Origin of the sequence: Saccharopolyspora hirsuta (assembly GCF_008630535.1) — a bacterium.
Lineage (GTDB): Bacteria > Actinomycetota > Actinomycetes > Mycobacteriales > Pseudonocardiaceae > Saccharopolyspora > Saccharopolyspora hirsuta.
This window is the reverse complement of sequence record NZ_VWPH01000011.1, coordinates 256574-275281: the sequence shown is the minus strand read 5'-3', so window position 1 is coordinate 275281 and position 18708 is coordinate 256574. Positions and strand designations below refer to the sequence as shown.

Sequence of the window (18708 nt, the reverse complement as noted above, 5' to 3'; positions counted from 1 at the left end):
GATCGACACGATGATCCCCATGCGCCTCGGACTGACCCTCCCCCAGTTCGGCCCGTTCGCCGACCCGGCCCTGGTCCCGACGATCGCCGCCGAAGCCGAAGCACTCGGCTTCGAAAGCCTCTGGGCGGGCGAGCGCGTGCACGCCGCGACCTCGCCGATCATGCCCTACCCCGGCGGCACCATGCCCGAGCAGTTCCGCCGCGGCCTCGACCCGCTGCTGGTGCTGACCCTGGCGGCCAACGCCACCACCCGCCCGCTGCTGGGCACCAGCACGCTCAGCGCACCGCTGCACCCGCCGATCCACCTGGCCCGCAGCCTCGCCGGGCTCGACCGCCTCAGCCGCGGCAGGCTCATCGCCGGGTTCGGGCTGAGCTGGTCGCGCGACGAGTACGACGCCGTCGCGGTGCCGTGGCGGGAACGCGGCGCCCGGCTGGACGAGACCCTGGACGTGCTGGCGGCGCTCTGGGCCGAGGACCCGGTGCAGCACAGCGGCGAGTTCTGGACCATCAGCCCCGGCCAGTTCCAGCCCAAGCCCGCGCAGCAGCACGTGCCCATCTACCTGGGCGGGCTGTCCCCGGCGGCGTTCCGCCGGATCGGCCGCCGCGCGGACGGCTGGCTGGGCATGGCGCTGCCGGTGGAAGCGCTGCGGAGCGCGCTGGCGGGCATCGACGACCAGGCCCGCGCGGCCGGGCGCGGACCGATCGCCACCGCGTTGCGGATCAACGCCGCGATCCAGGCGAGCCCGTCGGCCGATCCCGGCACGGGCCCGGTCGAGCAGCTGGTGGACTACCTGCACGCGGTGGCCGAGCTCGGGATCTCCGACGCCTTCGTCGAACTGCAGCTGACCACCTCGACCCCGGCCGAGCTGCTGGACCAGGCCGCCCGCATCCGCGACGCCTTCCGCCCCTGAGCGGCGCCCCGGCGATCTCGCGCGAAACCGGCACCCGCCGCGCAGCGGGATTGGCGATCTCGCGCGAAATCGCCCGCACACCCCGCCACCTCAGGGGGCGGCACGGGGTTCCCGCCGTCCATTCGGCGGCGAGCACTAGCGCAACATACCGGCTAGTCGGTACGGTCCTGGGCATGGGTTCCGGTGATGCAACCCGCCCGGTCCGGGCGGTCGTCTTCGACTACGGCGGCGTGCTGACCACCTCCAGCCGCGCGGCCCTGCACGCCTGGATGGACCAGGAGGGCATCCGCCCGGAGACCTTCTCCGCCGCGATCAAGGAGTGGCTGTCGCGCACCGCCCCGCCCGGCACCCCGATCCACCGGCTGGAGACCGGCGAGCTCAGCGCCGAGGAGTTCAACCGCACCCTCGCGCAGCGGCTGCGCACCCTGGACGGCGGCCCGGTCGCGCCGGACGGCCTGCTGCAGCGCATGTTCGCCCGGATGGTCAGCGAACCCGCGATGCTCGACCTGGTGCGCGCCCTGCGCGCCGGCGGCGTGCGCACCGCGCTGCTGTCCAACAGCTGGGGCAACGACTACCCGTGGGACCTGCTCGACGGGCTGTTCGACGTCGCGGTCATCTCCGCGGACGTGCGGCTGCGCAAGCCCGACCCGCGGATCTACCGTCTGGTGCTGGACCGGCTCGACCTGCCCGCCGCAGAAGCGGTCCTCGTCGACGACGGCGCCCCCAACGTCGAGGCCGCCGAGCGGCTCGGCATGCGGGCGGTGCTGCACACCGGCGCCGCCGAAACCCGCGCCCGGCTCGCCCAGCTCGTGCCGGGCGCCGTCCCGCAAGGCAAGGAGTCCTGATGACCGCCGAACCGCTGCCCGGCCTCGACCTGGACCGGCTGCGCACCCACCTCGACGCCGAGCGGCCCGGGCTGCTCGCCGGGCCGCTGACCGGCGAACTCGTCCAAGGTGGACGGTCCAACCTGACCTACCTGGTGGGCGACGGGCAGCAGCGGTGGGTGGTGCGCCGACCGCCGCTGGGCCACGTGCTGGCCACCGCGCACGACATGGGCCGCGAGTTCCGGGTGATGTCGGCGCTGGCCGGGACCGCCGTGCCGGTCCCGCGCACCCACCTGCTCTGCCAGGACGACAGCGTGCTCGGCGCCCCGTTCTACGTCATGGAGTACGTCCCGGGCACCGTCTACCGCACGCCGCAGCTGACCGAGCAGCTCACCCCGCACCAGCGCGTCGAGCTGTCCTGGCAGCTGGTGGACGTGCTCGCCGACCTGCACTCCATCGACCCGGACTCGGTCGGGCTGGGCGATTTCGGCCGCCCGGCGGGCTTCCTGGAGCGGCAGGTGCGGCGCTGGAGCAAGCAGCTGGCCGCCTCCCGCAGCCGCGACCTCGACGGCATCGAGGAGCTCGCCACCCGGCTGGCCGAGAACGTCCCCGCCACCCCGCGCGCGGGCATCGTGCACGGCGACTACCGGCTGGACAACGTGATCGTCGGCGACGACCAGCGGATCCGGGCCGTGCTGGACTGGGAGATGGCCACCCTCGGCGACCCGCTCACCGACCTCGGGCTGCTCGCGGTGTACTGGGAGGGCTTCAACGGCGTCGAGCGCAACCCCATCGCCAAGGGCGTCGGCCCGGAGTACGGCTTCCCGTCCGCCCGGCAGCTGCTGGACCGCTACGCCGAGCGCAGCGGCACCGACCTGTCCGGACTGGACTGGTACGTGGCGTTCGGCTTCTTCAAGATCGCGGTGATCCTGGAGGGCATCCACTACCGCTACATCCACGACCAGACCGTCGGCGAGGGCTTCGACCACGTCGGCGCACTCGTCGCACCACTCGTCGCCCAGGGCCTCGCCACCCTCAAGGAGGAATGATGGATTTCGGCTACGACGCGCGCACCGAGGAACTGCGCGAGCAGCTCCTCGACTTCATGGACTCCCACATCTACCCCGCCGAACCGGTGTTCCTGCAGCAGCTCGCCGAGGCCGAGGACCCGTGGGACGCCAACCCGCCGATCATGGAGGAGCTCAAGGCCGAGGCCCGCAAGCGCGGCCTGTGGAACCTGTTCCTGCCCGGTGAGCACGGCGCCGGGCTGACCAACCTGCAGTACGCGCCGCTGGCCGAGATCATGGGCCGGGCCGGGCGGCTGGCCCCGGAGGCCACCAACTGCGCCGCCCCGGACACCGGCAACATGGAGGTGCTGGCGCTGTTCGGCACCGAGCAGCAGAAGAAGCAGTGGCTGCAACCGCTGCTGGACGGCGAGATCCGCTCCGCGTTCTGCATGACCGAACCCGACGTCGCCTCCTCCGACGCCACCAACATCGGCACCCGCATCGAGCGCGACGGCGACCACTACGTGATCAACGGCCGCAAGTGGTTCTCCTCCGGCGCGATGAACCCGCGCTGCAAGATCCTCATCGTGATGGGCAAGACCGACCCGGACGCCGAGCGGCACCGCCAGCAGAGCCAGGTCCTGGTGCCCGCCGACACCCCCGGCGTGCGGATCGAGCGCAGCATGCACGTCTTCGGCTACACCGACGCCGACCACGGCGGGCACGCCGAGATCGTCTTCGACAACGTCCGGGTGCCGGTCGAGAACGTCATCGCCGGCGAGGGCGAGGGCTTCGCGATCGCCCAGGCCCGGCTCGGCCCCGGCCGCATCCACCACTGCATGCGCGCCATCGGGATGGCCGAGCGGGCGCTGGAGCTGATGTGCCGCCGCACCAACGAGCGCGTCGCCTTCGGCAAGCCGCTGGCCGAGCAGGGCGTCGTCCAGCACTGGATCGCCGAGTCCCGGGTCAAGATCGAGCAGGCCCGGCTGCTGGTGCTCAAGACCGCGTGGCTGATGGACACCGTGGGCAACAAGGGCGCGCACACCGAGATCCAGGCGATCAAGGTGGCGGTGCCGGAGATGGCCACCTGGGTCATCGACCGCGCCATCCAGGCCCACGGCGGCGGTGGTGTCAGCCAGGAGTTCCCGCTGGCCAACCTCTACGCCCACGCCCGCACCCTGCACATCGTCGACGGACCGGACGAGGTGCACCGCCGGTCCCTGGCCCGCCGCGAACTCAAGAAGTACCGCTGACAACAGCAATATCGGGGGTCGCTCTGCGTAGCGGCGCCAGTAGCGGAACCTCAGGCGCCCGCTCGCTCCGGGATCCCCGACTCATGTATGCCAATACACCACGCCGGGGCTGTCCTCCCGAGCGAACGCCTGAGAACCCGCGGCGGTGCAAGCTGCACAGGCGGGCCAAGCGGCTTCGCCGCTTCAAAGACAACAACCAATCCGCTCGAGACTCGTAGTAATTGGTACGACCGTTGCTACCGCCGTCCGAAGCACAACGCGCAAGGAGATTCCATGGCAGACAGTCGAGTCGCGATCGTCACCGGTGCCGCCCGCGGGATCGGCGCGGCCACCGCCAAGCGGCTGGCCGCGGACGGTTTCGCCGTCGCCGTCATCGACCTCGACGAGAAGAGCTGCGCCGACACGGTTTCCGCGATCGAGGCCGACGGCGGCAAGGCGCTGGCCGTCGGCTGCGACGTCAGCGACGCCGAGCAGGTGCAGGCCGCGGTGGACCGCATCGCCACCGAGCTCGGCGGCCCGACGGTGCTGGTCAACAACGCCGGGGTCATCCGGGACAACATGCTGTTCAAGATGACCGAGGACGACTGGGACACCGTGATGGGCGTGCACCTGCGGGGCGCGTTCCTGATGAGCCGCGCCGTGCAGAAGCACATGGTCGAGGCCAAGTGGGGCCGCATCGTCAACCTCTCCAGCACCTCGGCGCTGGGCAACCGCGGCCAGGCCAACTACTCCACGGCCAAGGCCGGGCTGCAGGGCCTGACCAAGACGCTGGCCATCGAGCTGGGCAAGTTCGGCGTCACCGCGAACGCCATCGCACCCGGGTTCATCGCCACCGACATGACCAGGGCCACCGCCGAGCGCGTCGGCATGGAGTTCGAGGAGTTCACCAAGGCCGCGGCGGCGAGCATCCCGGTGGCCCGGGTCGGCCAGCCCGAGGACATCGCCAACACCGTGTCCTTCTTCGTCGACGAGCGCTCCGGGTTCGTCTCCGGCCAGGTCATCTACGTGGCCGGTGGGCCGAAGGCATGACCGTGGACGCCGACGAGATCCGCGGCCGGGTGGACGAGTTCCTCGCCGCGCACGATCCGCAGCGCACCGACCGGCTGGAGTTCCTGCGGGCGCGCTTCGACGCCGGGCTGGCGTGGGTGCACTTCCCCGTCGGGCTCGGCGGCCTCGGCGCCGCGCGGGAGCTGCAGCAGGTGGTCGACACCGCGTTCGCCGAAGCGGGCGCGCCCGACAACCAGCCGCAGCTCAACGTCATCGGCCTGGGCATGGCCGCCCCCACCATCCTGCGCTTCGGCACCGACGAGCAGCGCCGCCGCTACCTGCGTCCGCTGTGGACCGGCGAGGAGACCTGGTGCCAGCTGTTCTCCGAACCGGGCGCCGGATCCGACCTCGCCGCGCTGTCCACCCGGGCCGTGCGGGAGGGCGACGAGTGGGTGGTCGACGGGCAGAAGGTCTGGACGTCGCTGGCGCACCGGGCCCGCTGGGCGATCCTGGTCGCCCGCTCCGACCCCGACCAGCCCAAGCACAAGGGGCTGAGCTACTTCATCTGCGACATGACCGCGCCGGGCGTGGAGGTCCGCCCGCTGCGGCAGATCACCGGTGAGGCCGAGTTCAACGAGGTGTTCCTGACCGGGGTGCGGATCCCGGACTCCCAGCGGCTCGGCGAGGTCGGGCAGGGCTGGCAGGTCGCGATGGGCACCCTGATGAACGAGCGGGTCGCCATCGGCGGGCGCACGCCCCCGCGCGAGGGCGGCATGATCGGCGAGGCCGCCGCGGCCTGGCGCGAGCACCCGGACAAGCGCACCCCCGGCCTGCACGACCGGCTGCTGCAGCTGTGGGTGGAGGCCGAGGCGACCCGGCTGACCAGCATCCGGCTGCGCCAGCAGATGGCCGTCGGCGAACCCGGACCGGAGGGCTCCGCGGTCAAGGTCGCCTTCGCCGAGCAGAACCAGGCGATCACCGGCTTCGAGCTGGAGTTCCTGGGCGAGGCCGGGCTGGGCTACGACGACTGGACGTTCCGCCAGCCCGACTTCGCCTCGCTCACCAAGCGCGGCGCCGGGTTCCGGTACCTGCGGGCGAAGGGCAACTCCATCGAGGGCGGGACCACCGAGATCCTGCGCAACGTCATCGCCGAGCGGGTGCTGGGGCTGCCCCCGGAGATCCGCACGGACAAGGACCGGCCGTGGAAGGAGCTGCCGCGATGAGCACGCCGGACCTGCTCTACAGCGAGCTGGAGGAGGACCTGCGGGCGACCGTGCGGCGGCTGCTGCGCGACCGCTGCGACTGGACCGCGGTGCTGGCCCGCTGCGAGACCGACGAGCCCTACGACCTGGCCCTCTGGCGCACCCTCGCCGGGGAGCTCGGCCTGGCCGCGCTGCTGGTGCCCGAGGAGCTCGGCGGGGCCGGGGCGAGCGCGCGCGAGCTGGCGGTGGTGGCCGAGGAGATCGGTCGCGCGGTCGCCCCGGTGCCGTTCCTGGGCAACGTGCTGGCCACCGCGGCGCTGGTGTCCGGCGCGGAGCGGGAGGTCCTGCCGCAGCTGGCGGACGGCTCCCGCACCGGCACCGTCGCGGTCGGGCTGACCACCCCGCCGCAGGCGCCGTTCCCGCAGTCGGTGAAGGCCGACGGCGCGGCGCTGACCGGCGCGGTGTCGGCGGTGGTCGACCTGGAGGTCGCCGACCACGTGGTGGTCCCGGCCGCCGACGCCGACGGCGCGGCGCTGTACCTGGTGGACACCGCCGCGACCGGGGTCAGCCGGACCCCGACCACGCCGCTGGACCTCACCCGGCGGTTCGGCACCCTCGACCTGGACGGCGCGCACGGGCAGCGGCTGGCATCCGGGGCCGACGCGGAGCGGATCCTGCGGCAGGCGCTGCTGACCGCCGCCGGACTGCTCGCCTCCGAGCAGGTCGGGCTCGCGCAGCACTGCCTGGACTCCACAGTGGACTACGCGAAGACCCGGTACCAGTTCGGCCGCCAGATCGGCTCGTTCCAGGCCGTCAAGCACCGGCTGGCCGACCTGTGGGTGGGCGTCAGCTCGGGCCGTGCCGTGGCCCGCAACGCCGCGGACGCGCTCGCCCAGGACACCGAACCGGAGCTCGCGGTGGCCATCGCCCAGGCCTACTGCTCGGACCTGGTGGTGCTGGCCGCCGAGGAGCACCTCCAGCTGCACGGCGGCATCGGCATGACCTGGGAGCACCCGGCCCACCTCTACCTGGGCCGGGCCAAGAGCTCCCAGCTCACCTTCGGCATCGCCGAAACCCACCGGCAGCGCATCGGCGAGCTCGCCGACCTGCCCAAGCCGTAGCCGGTCGTGAGTGCGTAACAGTGTTCGAACACTGTTACGCACTCACGACCCCCACCCCCACAGGAGGTGCGCGCAGTGCGCGTGTTCACGAGCAAGGAAGAGATCGTCGCCGCCAAGGGCGAGCCGCTCGGCACCAGCGAGTGGCTGACCATCACCCAGGAGCAGGTGAACCAGTTCGCCGACGCCACCCTGGACCACCAGTGGATCCACGTCGACGTGGAACGCGCCCAGCAGGGCCCGTTCGGCGCGCCCATCGCGCACGGGTTCCTCACCCTGAGCCTGCTGTCCCAGCTGAACTCGCAGAACTACCGGTTCGAGGGCGCGAAGATGGGGATCAACTACGGCCTGAACAAGGTCCGCTTCCCCAGCCCGGTCCCGGTCGGCGCCCGCATCCGCTCCGTCGCGGAGCTCGCCGACGTCACCGAGGTCCCCGGCGGCGTCCAGCTGACGATCAGGTCCACCATCGAGATCGAGGGCGGCACCAAGCCCGCCTGCGTCGCCGAAGGCCTCACCCGAGTCGTCTTCTGACGCCCGCCCAGGGGCACCCGCGGGGCGCCCCTGGGCGAACCTCACCGCCACCGGCGTGGCTCACGGCGCGGTGCGGATGCCCATGCCGGGGCCCAGCGGCAGGTCGGCGAAGTAGAAGACCGTCAGGATCAGGGCCCAGACCAGCCAGAACGGGATCACGAACGGGGTCATCCGGGCCACCAGGGTGCCCATGCCCGCCGCCGGTTCGTAGCGGCGCAGGTAGCCCAGGACGATGATCATGTACGGGTTCAGCGGCGTCATGATCTGGGTCGCCGAGTCGCCCACCCGGAACGCCGCCTGCGCGAACCCCGGTTCGAAGCCCAGCAGCACGAACATCGGCACGAACACCGAGGCCATCAGCGTCCACAGGCTCGACCCGGAGATGATGAACAGGTTCAGCACCGAGGCCAGCACCATGAACCCGAGGAACGCCGGGTAGCCGTCCAGGCCGATCGCGCGCAGCAGGTCGGCACCCGAGACCGCCACCCACGCGCCGAGGTTCGTCCAGGTGAACAGCGCGATGAACTGCCCGAGCATGAACGCCAGCACCAGGAACCCGGCCAGCTCCCGGATCGCCTCGGCCATCAGCTTCGGCACGTCGGCGGCCCGCCGCACCACCCCCACCAGCGCGCCGTGGACGATCGCCGGGACCACGAACCCCAGGAAGATCAGCGTGGTCACCGAGTCCAGCAGCGGCGACTTGGGCAGGAACCCACCGGCCTCGTTGCGCAGCGGCGAACCCGGCCACACCACCAGCAGCAGCACCGCGGCGGCGGTGAGCAGGAACGCCACCCCGGCCCAGACCAGGCCGCGGCGCTCCGCGGGCTCCAGCTCGGCCTTGACCTCGGGCCCCTCCCCCGACGCCTCGCGCGAGACCCCGGTGCGCACCAGGCGCGGCTCGATGACCTTGTCGATCAGCAGGCCCGCGAGCAGCCCGAGCACGATCGAGGACACCAGGTTGAAGTAGTAGTTGGACACCGGCGTGACCGCCGTGCCCGGGTCCGGCAGCGTCTCGGCGACCTTGTTGCTGATCCCGGCGAACAGCGCGTCCAGGCTGGTCACCAGCGGCGAGGTCGAGTAGCCCGCGCCGACGGCGGCGAACCCGCCCAGCAGCCCGGCCACCGGGTGCCGCCCGGCGGCCTTGAACACCAGCGCGGCCAGCGGCGGGATGATGATCATCGACGAGTCGGCCATCACGCTGGCCGCGATGCCCACCAGGCCGACCGCGTACGGCAGCACCCAGCGCGGCGCCCCGCCGAAGGCGACCCGGATCAGCGCGGTGAGCAGCCCGGTGCGCTCGGCCAGGCCCACCGCGAGCATGATCGTGACCACCGTTTCCAGCGGCGGGAAGCCGATGAAGTTCTCCGCCATCTTGGTGAACAGGAACTCCAGGCCCTCGCCGCTGAGCGCGCCTCGGATCGGCGTCACCTCGTCGGCCCCGGGGATCCGCACGGTGACGCCGAAGGCGGCGACCGCGGTGGAGACCACCACCACGACCAGGAACAGCAGTCCGAAGAGGACGAAGGGCTCGGGCAGCTTGTTCCCGACCCGCTCCACCAGGTTCAGCACCCGGTCGATCCGCGACGGCCGGGCGGCCCGGGTTTCGCTCATGCTCGCTCCTGCGCTGGGAGGGGAAGGGCAAGCGGTAGCGAACCTCCCCGGCCGCGGGTGGCGCAAGCCCCGGCGGCGAAGTGATCGAGCCGCGCAACCAACCGGAAACACGGGGGTTGATTTCGGTCAGCACTGAAGCGACAGGAGAATGTGAAGTGTTCTCGCGATCGCGGCCTTGAGTTGATGGGCCTGGGCAGCTGTGCGCCTGGGGATCGGTGGTGATATTCGGGTTGGGTTGGGGAGGATTGGTGCGGTGGGGTGGGGGGTTGGGTTTGGGTTCAAAGCGGTGGGTGGTTGCGTTGGGTGATGCGATTTCAATCGAAATTGGCTGCGTTGCGGTTTTTGACGGAGCCTGCGGTGGCGAGGGGCGCCAATTTCAATCGAAATCGCGACCCTCACCGCTGCGCCCGAGGTCGTGATACAGGGCGCGGACGACAGTGAGCTGCAGTGGCGGAGCGAGGATGCTGTTCGCGCGGCCGTCGTTCTGGTGGCGAGTGCGGAGATTTCTCTCGAAATCGGCTGCGGTGCCAACTGGAGGTTTCGCGCGGGGAACCGAGGATCCTAAGGGCAAGTCTCGCTCACCAACCCACCTCATCCTTCGGCGCGCCCGCGAACACAGCGCAAGAGCCCGAAATCGCGCCGGTTCGGCACCCCGGCGCCAGGCCACCTGAGCCGCTACCGGTCGCGCAGCTGGCGGCGGAGGATCTTGCCGGTCGGCGTCTTGGGCAGCTCGGCGACCAGCTCCACCTGGCGCGGGTACTTGTAGGCCGCCAGCTGCTCCTTGCAGTGGGCGACCAGCTCGTCCGCCGTCGCCGACGCGCCCGGTTTCAGGGCGACGAAGGCCTTGACGGTCTCACCGCGGTAGGGGTCCGGCACGCCGACCACCGCCGCTTCCAGGACCGCCGGGTGCTCGTAGAGGACGTCCTCGACCTCGCGCGGCCAGACCTTGTAGCCCGCCGCGTTGATCATGTCCTTCTTGCGGTCCACCACGTAGAACCAGCCCTCGGCGTCCATGAACCCGACGTCCCCGGTGCGGAGCTCACCGCCCGGCAGCGCCGCCGCCGTGGCCTCCGGCTTGCCCCAGTAGCCGGGCACCACCTGCGGTCCGGCGATCGCGATCTCGCCGACCTCCCCGACCGGCACCTCCGCACCGTCGTCGTCCAGGATCCGCACCACCGTGTTGAACACCGGCAACCCGATCGACAGCGCACCGGACGCCGGGTCCACCGGGGCGCTCGCGCCCGGCGGGACGAGGTGGGTGATCGACGTCGACTCGGTCAGGCCGTAGGCGTTGTGGACGTAGTGGCCGGTCGTGCGCTGGAACTGCTGGTTCACCGCCGGTGGCACCGGCGCGCCGCCCGAGTAGATCAGCCGGAACGACCGGAAGTCCTCGGCCGACACCCCCTCCACCGCGGACAGCGCGATGAACGCGGTGATGGCGCCGACGGTGAAGGTCGGGCGGTGCTCCCGGATCGCGTCGAGGACCACCTCCGGCTGGAACCGGTGCGTCAGCACCAGCGGGCACGGCACCAGCAGGGACAGCGCGAAGTGCCCGACCAGCCCGGTGATGTGGAACAGCGGCGCCACGCCCAGCACGCTGTCGGCCGGGGTCAGGCCCATCCAGTCGCGGAAGGCCTGGGCGTTGAACGCGATCACGGCGTGGGTGTTCATCGCTCCCTTGGGCTGGCCGGTCGTGCCCGAGGTGTAGGTGAGGACCGCGACGTCGTCCGGCGAGGGCGGGTCGGCCACCGGCTCGCGCCCGGCATTGCGGTCGACGATGTCGAGCAGGTCCAGCGCCTCCCCGGCGCGCGCCTGCGGCATGACGCGAGGGTCGTCGCGGGTCTGCCAGTCCCGCGCCGAGCACGTGATGACCGTGGACACCCGGGTGGCACCCGAGGCGATCACCTCCCGCGCGACCGAGTCGTGCAGCTCGTCCAGGCACAGCAGCGCGGTGGCTCCGGAATCGGCCAGCAGGTGGGCCAGCTCGCGGGCCTTGTTCATCGGGTTGATGACCACCGCCGCTCCCCCGGCCTTCCACGCGGCCACCACCGCGACCACGAACGCGGGGTTGTTCTGCACGTAGACGCCGAGCCGGTCACCCGGCCGGAAACCGTTGTCCTGCAACGCGACCGCGAGCGCGTCGGACGCCGCGTCCACCTCGGCCAGGGTGAGCCGACCGTCGAAGTAGCGGATCGCGTCGGCGTCCGGGGCGCGGGCCACCGAGGCGCGGAACAGGTCGAGGACGGTGCCGTGCTCGGGGACGATCTGCGGCGGGAGGTTCCCGTAGTGGGCGAGCCAAGGGCGTTGCGCGTAGCTGCTCATCTGACCACCAGTGTCCGGAGCGGAACGGTCGGCGTTCTTCCGCAACTGCCGGGAATCTCGCACCTCGACCGGGAAAGGTCAAGGCGAAAACCGTTGGCCCGCAGCCGGATCAGGGGCGCAGCGAGGCCAGCAGCAGGTCGGCGAACTGCTCCCCGACGTCCTCCCCGGTGAGCTCGCCGTCCTGGCGGAACCAGGTGCCCAGGTGGTGCACCGCGCCGAAGAAGAAGTCCACCACCAGGTCCGGCGACTTGTCCGCCCGGAACACCCCGGCGCGCTGGCCCTCCTCGATCAGCGCGCACACCCGCTCGTGGTAGCGGCGGCGCTCCGCGCGCACCTCCGCCTGCTTGTCCGGGTGCAGCAGGTGCATGGAGCGGAAGAAGATCTTGGTGTCGTCGAGGTTGGCCGCCGTGGTGGCGACCACGTCCGCGGCCACCGCGTGCAGCCGCTCCTGCACCGGGGAATCGCTGTCCGCCGCGCTCTCCATCCGCGCGTGCTGGACCCGCAGCACGCGCGCGTAGATCTCGTAGAGCAGGTCGTCCTTGGAGCCGAAGTAGTGGTACATCGCCCCCTTGGTGACCCCGGCGGCGTCCACGATCTGCTGCACCGAGGTCAGCTCGTAGCCCTGCTCGGCGAACAGCCGCGTCGCGACCGAGAGCAGTCGCTGCGGGACCGGCTCGTCCCCCGCCGCCGTCGTGGCGGTGGTGGTGCGGCCGTTGGCCACCCGCGCCATGTCTACCTCCCCTGTCGATCCCGCTCAGTGCCTGTTGGCGGTTGCGTTGCTTATATGGTCGCTTAGCGGAACCTGAGCGCTTCCCCGGACTGCGGGTGCCCCTCCTGATGTACGCCCAATACACGGCGGAGGGGCCGTCCTCGCCGGGAAACCGCTCAGAACCCGCCGGTGATCGCCCTGCGTGCGTGGATGCAAGCGGCTCCCGCCGCTTCCACAAGCGCGGACGGCATCCGCCGACAGGTTTTCAGCGTATCGACCCGCCGGTCCGCTGCGCGGCGGACCGGCGGGAACCCGCCCGTCATCCCAGCTTGCGCTGGAGCTTGCGCATGCCCGCCTGCCACCGCTGCGGCTGGCCGGCGCGCAGCGCGTAGTAGTCGGCGACCTCCGGGTGCGGCAGGACCAGGAACTCGCCGCCGTCCAGCGAGTCGGCCACCAGGTCGGCGACCTGCTCGGGTTCCAGCGCCCCGTCGGCGAGCAGCGTCTTGCCCGCGTCGCCGCTGCTGCCGAGCATGTTCGTGCGCACCCCCTGCGGGCACAGCGCCTGCACGGTGACGCCCCGGTCGGCGTAGGTGATCGCCAGCCACTCGGCGAAGCCGAGCGCCGCGTGCTTGGTCACCGAGTACGGCGCGGCGCCGAGCATGGTCAGCAGCCCGGCGGCCGACACCGTGGCCAGGAAGTGCCCCTGCCCGCGCTCCAGCCAGTGCGGCAGCACCGCTCGGGCCGCGCGGACGTGCGCCATCACGTTGACTTCCCAGGAATCCGCCCACGCCGCCTCGTCGGCCTCCGGGCCGCCGCCGCGGGAGATCCCGGCGTTGGCGCAGAACAGGTCGATCCGCCCGTGCGCGCCGAGCGCGGCATCGACCAGCGCGCGCACCCCGTCCTCGCTCGCGGCGTCGCCCGGCACCGCCAGACCGCCGACCTCGGCCGCCACCCGCCGGACGCCGTCGGCGTCCACATCGGCCAGCACGACCTCCGCGCCCAGCGCGGCGAACTTGCGGGCCATCGCCGCACCGATGCCGTTGCCCGCACCGGTGATCACCACCGCCGAACCGGCCAGCTGCACCTCACACACCGCCCTTCAGCGTCACGCCGCCGTCGAGCACCAGGACCTGCCCGGTGATCCAGGACGCCTCGTCGGAGAGCAGGAACGCCGCCGCCCCGCTGATGTCGGACGGAACTCCCAAGCGCTGCAACGGGTATTGCGCCGCGACCTCGTCCTCGCGGCCCTCGTAGAGGGCGGTGGCGAACTTCGTCTTGACCACCGCCGGTGCGATGGCGTTGACCCGGACCTTCGGGCCGAGCTCCACCGCGAGGTCCTTGGTGATGTAGGACAGCATCGCCTTGGTGGCCCCGTAGAAGCCGATGCCCGGCGCGGGCCGCAGACCGGCCACGGAGGACACGTTGAGCACCGCACCGCCGTGCTCGCCCATCCACGCCCGGTGCACGTGCTGGGTCCAGGCCAGCGCGGCGAGCACGTTGACCTCGAACGACTTCCGGGCGATGCCGGGGTCGATCTCGAGCAGCGGCCCGTAGGCCGGGTTGATCCCGGTGTTGTTGACCAGCAGGTCCACCCGGCCGAACGCCTCGACCGTCCTCGCCACCGCCTCGGCCTGGTGCTCGGCGTCGTCGGCCTTCCCGGCGATGCCCAGCGCGTGCTCCGCGCCGCCCAGCCCCGCCACCGCCTCGGCCAGCGGCTCGGGCTTGCGCGCCGTCACGGTCACCTTCGCGCCCTCGGCCACCAGCCGCTCGGCGATGGCCAGGCCGATGCCCCGGCTGGCGCCGGTCACGATCGCCACCCGCCCGTCGAAACGCTTGCTCATCTACTTCCTTCCTCTCCGCCGACTACCCGACCCGGCCACATTCCCTGAAATCGCGCGGAACACGCGCTACTCCGCCGCCCGGGCGGTGTCCCGCAGCTGGCGACGCAGGATCTTCCCGGTGGCCGTCTTCGGCAGCTCGTCCAGGATCTCGACGCTGCGCGGGTACTTGTAGGCCGCCAACTGCTGCTTGCAGTGCGCGATCAGCTCCTCGGGCTCCGCCGAGGCACCGCGGCTCAGGCTCACGTAGGCCTTGACCGTCTCACCGCGGTAGGCGTCCGGCACCCCGACCACGGCGACCTCGCGCACCGCCGGGTGCCCGTAGAGGACGTCCTCCACCTCGCGCGGCCACACCTTGAACCCGGACGCGTTGATCATGTCCTTCTTGCGGTCCACCACGTAGAACCAGCCCTGCGCGTCCATGAACCCGACGTCGCCGGTGTGCAGCCGCCCGTCGCGGATCCCGGCCGCGGTCTCCGCCGGTTTCTCCCAGTAGGACGGCACCACCATCGGGCCCTCGATGACGATCTCGCCGACCTCCCCCACCGGCAGGTCCGCGCCCTCGTCGTCGACGATGCGCACCACGGTGTTGTAGGTCGGCAACCCGACGCTGAGGGTGCCGGACGCCTCGTCCACCGGGGCCTCCAGGTGCGCGGGCACCGAGGTCGCGGTGGCGGTGGTCTCGGTGAGCCCGTAGCCGTTGCGGATGTAGTGGCCGAACCGCGCCCGGAAGGTCTCGACGACCGCGGCGGGCAGCGGCGCCCCGCCGGAGTACACCAGCTCCAGCGAGGAGAAGTGGTCGGCGGTGACGTCCGGGTGGTTCATCAGCGCCATGTACGCGGTGGACGGTCCGACCATGTAGCAGGGCCGGTGCTCGACGAGGGCGTCCAGCACCACGCCGGGCTCGAATCGGTACACCAGGTCGAGCTGGCGCCCGGCGGCCAGCGCCCCGCCCAGCTGGCAGACCAGGCCGGTGATGTGGAACAGCGGGGCCAGCCCGAAGATCCCGCCGCCACCGCTCTCGCGGATCCGGACGGCCATCCCCTCGGAGTTGAACACCACGTTGCCGTGGGTGTTGGTGGCGCCCTTGGGCACCCCGCTGGTGCCGGAGGTGTAGACGAGCAGCGCGATGTCCGAACTGGACAGCTCCACCGCGGGCGGCCGCTGCCCGGCGTTGGCCCGCGCGACGGCCAGCAGGTCCGCGCACCCGGCCGCGGGGCGCCGCTCGGTCCGGGCGAACAGCCGGGGGTCGTGGCGGGTCTGCAGGTCGAGCTCGCTGGTGGTGACCGCGACGCGCACCCCGGCCGATCCCGCCAGCTCGCCGAGCACGTCGTGCCACCCCTGCTCGGAGGAGACCACCGCGGTGGGCCGGGCGTCGGCGAGGATCCTGGTCAGCTCGCGGCTGCGGTACATCGGGTTGAGCGGGACCGCGATCGCACCGGCCTTCCACGCGGCGAGCAGCGCGATGGCGAACTGCGGCACGTTCTGCAGGTACAGCGCGACCCGGTCGCCGCGCCCGACGCCCTGTTCGACGAAGTGCTGCGCCAGCCCGTCGCTGAGCTCGTCGAGCTCGCGGAAGGTGACCCGGCCGTCGAAGTAGGTGACGGCGACCCGGTCCGGGTGCTCGCGGCGGGCGGCGGCGAACAGGTCCAGCACGGTGTCGAACCGCGGTTCGATCGTCTCGGGGATCTCGCCGCCGTAGAGCTCCAGCCAGGGTCGTGCGTCGTACGGGCTGACCAACACGCCACCTCCACGTTGAGACCGACCAGTCGGTACGTCCAGTCAACGACCCGCGCCCGGCCGCGTCAACCCTCCCGCGCTTCGCAACCTCGCCAAACCGTTGACCGCCCAGCTGGTCTAGTCCATTTTGCGAAGACGCGTCCGGTCCCGATCCCCCGGAGGTCCGCATGATGAGACGCCTGGCCACCCTCGCCGCGGCGGCCCTGACCGCACTCGCGCTCGCCCCGATCGCCGCGGCCGAAGCACCGCAGGCCCTGCCGAAGCACCAGCTGACCGGCTACTGGCAGAACTTCGTCAACAACGCCCAGCCGCTGAAGGTCAGCGACATCTCGCCGAACTACGACCTGATCGCGCTGGCCTTCGCCAACGCCGACCCGGCCCGACCGGGCGCGGTGACCTTCGGCGTCGACCCGAAGCTCTCCGAAGCACTCGGCGGATACACCGATGAACAGCTCAAATCGGACATCGCCGCCAAGAAGGCCGAGGGCAAGTCGTTCGTGCTGTCCATCGGCGGCGAATTGGGCAACGTCGACCTGGGCTCCGAGGCCAATGTGGCCAACTTCGTCGATTCGGTCGGAAAAATTTTGACCGATTACGGGATTGACGGGTTGGACATTGACCTGGAGCACGGCCTCAACGTCCCCAACACCACCAAGGCCGTTCAGCAGTTGCGCGAACAGGTGGGCGACGGCTTCCTGCTGACCATGGCCCCGCAAACCCTCGACGTGCAGCCCGGCGGCGCCTACCTGGAGCTGATCAACAACCTCAAGGACGTCATCACCGTCGTGCACACCCAGTACTACAACTCGGGTTCGATGAACGGCTGCGACGGCCAGGTCTACAGCCAGGGCTCGGTCGACTTCATCACCGCGCAGGCGTGCAGCCTGCTGCAGGTGCTGCGCCCGGACCAGGTCTCGCTGGGCCTGCCGGCCGCACCGTCGGCCGCCGGCAGCGGCTACGTGGAGCCGTCGGTGATCGGGAACGCGCTGAACTGCCTGACCGCGGCGAAGGACTGCGGGCAGTACACCCCGGACCAACCGCACCCCGAGCTCAGCGGGGTGATGACCTGGTCCATCAACTGGGATGCCAGCAGCGGCAACGCATTCTCCGACCCCGTCCGGGCGCATTTGGACACGCTGCCGTAATCGGCTGCGGCTCCGGTCGGGCATTCGGCCCACGATCACCGTGCGCCACAACCCGACCGGAGCCGCGCGGCAGTCACGGTACGCAATCCACTTGCTACGAAAAGTGAGATTTTCCACCGGGCGCACGTTCGCGCACACATTTCCCGGAACCCGCGCTACCCTGGAGGCATGTCAGCCGCGCTGGAGACCGTGTTGGCCCGTGCCGGTTTAAAGGTCACCGCCAACGAATTCCTGACCCTGGTCGAGGACGCAGCCAAGAAGCTCACCTCGCCCCAGGCAGACCCAGCCGCGCACTTCACCGACGCGGAACGGGTCGCCCTCTGCGAGGCCGGGCTGGACCTGACGCCGCTCAGCGACGCCGAGGTCGACCCCCGCGCGCGCACCGTCGCCGAGCAGGCGGTGCTGCGCGACACCGCGCTCTCGGTCAACCAGGCCGCCGAGCGGATCGGGGTGGACACCAGCCGGATCCGCCACCGGATCAGCGAACGCCGGTTGATCGGCTGGAAGGACCGCGGCGGCTGGCGGCTGCCCGCGTGGCAGTTCACCGACACCGACGTGCTGCCCGGGCTGGACGCCGTGCTCGCGCTGATGCCCGCGGACCAACCCGCGCTGGTGCTGGCCAACTTCATGACCACGCCGCAGGAGGACCTCGAACTCGGGGACCGACCCGCGAGCCCGCGCGAGTGGCTGCTGGCCGGCGGCGACCCGCAGCGGGTGGCCGAGCTCGCCGCCACCATCGGCACCCCGGCCTGAGCGCTCACCCCACCCTTCGAGACCCGGACCCAGGACCTCCATGGCACGGCTACCACAGCCGCCTGCGCCAGCTGTGCTGCAGGCGATGCTCCGGCGCACCGAAGACGTGATCGCGGTGCCGGCCGGTACTCGCCTGGTGCGCGTGTTCACCACCGGGGGCAACCACCCCCAGCAGTGGAACAGCTTCCGCTACGCCGGCCCGCTGCCGCACGCCCGGTTCGACCCGCACCTGCCCAACGCGCAGGGCGGGCCGACCGTCACCCGCGAGCACGGCGTCCTGTACTTCTCGCTGTCGGTGCAGACCTGCATCGCCGAGGTGTTCCAGGCGACCTCCACAGTGGACCGCCGGACCCGCAGCCCGCAGCTGGTGCTGTTCCGTCCACGTCGGACGCTGCGGCTGCTGGACCTGACCGGCCTGTGGCCCACCCGCGCGGGCGCCTCGCAGGCGATCGCCACCGGCCCCAAGCTGCGCACCCAGGCGTGGGCCCGCGGCATCCGCGCGGCCTACCCGGAGCTCGACGGCCTCTGGTACCGCTCCTCGATGGACGCGGGCAACCCGTCGCTGTGCCTGTGGGACCCACCGGCGGCCACCGCGCTCCCCGACTCCCCCGACGTCCTGCTCCCCCTGAGCCACCCGGGACTGGACGTGCCACTGGGCCGGGTGTGCAAAGAGCTGAGCTACACGCTTCTGGACTGAACACGTGGTCGGTTTGCGTGGCGGTGCGGGTAGCGGAACCTCAGCGCCCGCCTGGACTCCG

General features: G+C 71.5%; 17 protein-coding genes. 11 read left to right on the top strand and 6 right to left on the bottom strand.

The genetic code is table 11. From position 1 onward, the window contains the following. Positions 1-19 precede the first annotated feature (19 nt). From F1721_RS24105 to F1721_RS24070, 8 genes are all read left to right on the top strand, one after another. On the top strand, positions 20-910 hold the full coding sequence (locus F1721_RS24105; RefSeq protein WP_150069032.1) for a TIGR03619 family F420-dependent LLM class oxidoreductase: 891 nt from the start codon (positions 20-22) through the stop codon (positions 908-910). Positions 911-1083: 173 nt separating this feature from the next. Further along, positions 1084-1755, top strand: a complete 672-nt coding sequence (locus F1721_RS24100; protein WP_150069031.1) for an HAD family hydrolase — start codon at positions 1084-1086, stop codon at positions 1753-1755. Then, positions 1755-2783, top strand: a complete 1029-nt coding sequence (locus tag F1721_RS24095) for a phosphotransferase family protein (protein WP_150069030.1) — start codon at positions 1755-1757, stop codon at positions 2781-2783. Before F1721_RS24100 ends, F1721_RS24095 begins: the two co-directional genes overlap by 1 nt. Continuing rightward, positions 2783-3994, top strand: coding sequence for an acyl-CoA dehydrogenase family protein (locus F1721_RS24090; RefSeq protein ID WP_150069100.1), 1212 nt, complete (start codon positions 2783-2785; stop codon positions 3992-3994). The genes F1721_RS24095 and F1721_RS24090 overlap by 1 nt, the downstream gene beginning before the upstream one ends. Positions 3995-4267: 273 nt before the next feature. Then, a complete protein-coding gene (gene fabG / locus F1721_RS24085) occupies positions 4268-5023 on the top strand; it encodes a 3-oxoacyl-ACP reductase FabG (RefSeq protein WP_150069029.1) in 756 nt (251 codons plus the stop codon). After that, positions 5020-6204, top strand: a complete 1185-nt coding sequence (locus F1721_RS24080) for an acyl-CoA dehydrogenase family protein (RefSeq protein WP_150069028.1) — start codon at positions 5020-5022, stop codon at positions 6202-6204. Before fabG ends, F1721_RS24080 begins: the two co-directional genes overlap by 4 nt. Beyond that, positions 6201-7304: an acyl-CoA dehydrogenase family protein gene (locus F1721_RS24075; RefSeq protein ID WP_150069027.1), complete on the top strand. Its 1104-nt coding sequence runs from the start codon at positions 6201-6203 to the stop codon at positions 7302-7304. The genes F1721_RS24080 and F1721_RS24075 overlap by 4 nt, the downstream gene beginning before the upstream one ends. Positions 7305-7379: 75 nt before the next feature. Then, complete coding sequence (locus F1721_RS24070) at positions 7380-7832, top strand: MaoC family dehydratase (RefSeq protein WP_150069026.1); 453 nt, start codon at positions 7380-7382, stop codon at positions 7830-7832. A gap of 60 nt (positions 7833-7892) precedes the next feature. Here the strand turns inward: F1721_RS24070 and F1721_RS24065 are convergent, their stop codons facing one another. The 6 genes from F1721_RS24065 to F1721_RS24040 all read right to left on the bottom strand — a co-directional run bounded on the left by F1721_RS24065 (position 7893) and on the right by F1721_RS24040 (position 16052). Then, positions 7893-9443 carry an AbgT family transporter gene (locus tag F1721_RS24065; protein ID WP_150069025.1) on the bottom strand — a complete coding sequence of 517 codons (1551 nt, stop codon included), beginning with the start codon at positions 9441-9443 and terminating at the stop codon, positions 7893-7895. A 675-nt stretch (positions 9444-10118) separates the two neighbouring features. Further along, positions 10119-11765 carry an AMP-binding protein gene (locus tag F1721_RS24060; RefSeq protein ID WP_150069024.1) on the bottom strand — a complete coding sequence of 549 codons (1647 nt, stop codon included), beginning with the start codon at positions 11763-11765 and terminating at the stop codon, positions 10119-10121. A 109-nt stretch (positions 11766-11874) separates the two neighbouring features. Next, the gene (locus tag F1721_RS24055; RefSeq protein ID WP_150069023.1) at positions 11875-12495 is read right to left on the bottom strand and encodes a TetR/AcrR family transcriptional regulator; all 621 of its coding nucleotides are present in this window, start codon (positions 12493-12495) and stop codon (positions 11875-11877) included. Positions 12496-12793: 298 nt separating this feature from the next. Then, positions 12794-13567, bottom strand: coding sequence for an SDR family oxidoreductase (locus F1721_RS24050; protein ID WP_150069022.1), 774 nt, complete (start codon positions 13565-13567; stop codon positions 12794-12796). Then, positions 13560-14315, bottom strand: coding sequence for an SDR family oxidoreductase (locus F1721_RS24045; RefSeq protein ID WP_150069021.1), 756 nt, complete (start codon positions 14313-14315; stop codon positions 13560-13562). The genes F1721_RS24050 and F1721_RS24045 overlap by 8 nt, the downstream gene beginning before the upstream one ends. Before the next feature lie 66 nt (positions 14316-14381). After that, positions 14382-16052: a class I adenylate-forming enzyme family protein gene (locus F1721_RS24040; RefSeq protein ID WP_150069099.1), complete on the bottom strand. Its 1671-nt coding sequence runs from the start codon at positions 16050-16052 to the stop codon at positions 14382-14384. Between the two features lie 167 nt (positions 16053-16219). On the opposite strand from F1721_RS24040, the gene F1721_RS24035 reads away from it, so the two are divergent. From F1721_RS24035 to F1721_RS24025, 3 genes are all read left to right on the top strand, one after another. Next, positions 16220-17197 carry a chitinase gene (locus F1721_RS24035; protein WP_150069020.1) on the top strand — a complete coding sequence of 326 codons (978 nt, stop codon included), beginning with the start codon at positions 16220-16222 and terminating at the stop codon, positions 17195-17197. A gap of 168 nt (positions 17198-17365) precedes the next feature. Further along, positions 17366-17950: a DNA-binding protein gene (locus tag F1721_RS24030; RefSeq protein ID WP_150069019.1), complete on the top strand. Its 585-nt coding sequence runs from the start codon at positions 17366-17368 to the stop codon at positions 17948-17950. 40 nt (positions 17951-17990) lie between these two features. Continuing rightward, on the top strand, positions 17991-18647 hold the full coding sequence (locus F1721_RS24025; protein WP_195141481.1) for an RES family NAD+ phosphorylase: 657 nt from the start codon (positions 17991-17993) through the stop codon (positions 18645-18647). The last annotated feature ends 61 nt before the right edge of the window (positions 18648-18708 follow it).

What these genes read in the sequence shown, in the direction of transcription:
- F1721_RS24105 (WP_150069032.1), top strand. Translation starts at nt 20, where the DNA reads ATGCGCCTCGGACTGACCCTCCCCCAGTTCGGCCCGTTCGCCGACCCG.
- F1721_RS24100 (WP_150069031.1), top strand. Translation starts at nt 1,084, where the DNA reads ATGGGTTCCGGTGATGCAACCCGCCCGGTCCGGGCGGTCGTCTTCGAC.
- F1721_RS24095 (WP_150069030.1), top strand. Translation starts at nt 1,755, where the DNA reads ATGACCGCCGAACCGCTGCCCGGCCTCGACCTGGACCGGCTGCGCACC.
- F1721_RS24090 (WP_150069100.1), top strand. Translation starts at nt 2,783, where the DNA reads ATGGATTTCGGCTACGACGCGCGCACCGAGGAACTGCGCGAGCAGCTC.
- fabG (WP_150069029.1), top strand. Translation starts at nt 4,268, where the DNA reads ATGGCAGACAGTCGAGTCGCGATCGTCACCGGTGCCGCCCGCGGGATC.
- F1721_RS24080 (WP_150069028.1), top strand. Translation starts at nt 5,020, where the DNA reads ATGACCGTGGACGCCGACGAGATCCGCGGCCGGGTGGACGAGTTCCTC.
- F1721_RS24075 (WP_150069027.1), top strand. Translation starts at nt 6,201, where the DNA reads ATGAGCACGCCGGACCTGCTCTACAGCGAGCTGGAGGAGGACCTGCGG.
- F1721_RS24065 (WP_150069025.1), bottom strand. Translation starts at nt 9,443, where the DNA reads ATGAGCGAAACCCGGGCCGCCCGGCCGTCGCGGATCGACCGGGTGCTG.
- F1721_RS24060 (WP_150069024.1), bottom strand. Translation starts at nt 11,765, where the DNA reads ATGAGCAGCTACGCGCAACGCCCTTGGCTCGCCCACTACGGGAACCTC.
- F1721_RS24055 (WP_150069023.1), bottom strand. Translation starts at nt 12,495, where the DNA reads ATGGCGCGGGTGGCCAACGGCCGCACCACCACCGCCACGACGGCGGCG.
- F1721_RS24045 (WP_150069021.1), bottom strand. Translation starts at nt 14,315, where the DNA reads ATGAGCAAGCGTTTCGACGGGCGGGTGGCGATCGTGACCGGCGCCAGC.
- F1721_RS24035 (WP_150069020.1), top strand. Translation starts at nt 16,220, where the DNA reads ATGATGAGACGCCTGGCCACCCTCGCCGCGGCGGCCCTGACCGCACTC.
- F1721_RS24030 (WP_150069019.1), top strand. Translation starts at nt 17,366, where the DNA reads ATGTCAGCCGCGCTGGAGACCGTGTTGGCCCGTGCCGGTTTAAAGGTC.
- F1721_RS24025 (WP_195141481.1), top strand. Translation starts at nt 17,991, where the DNA reads ATGGCACGGCTACCACAGCCGCCTGCGCCAGCTGTGCTGCAGGCGATG.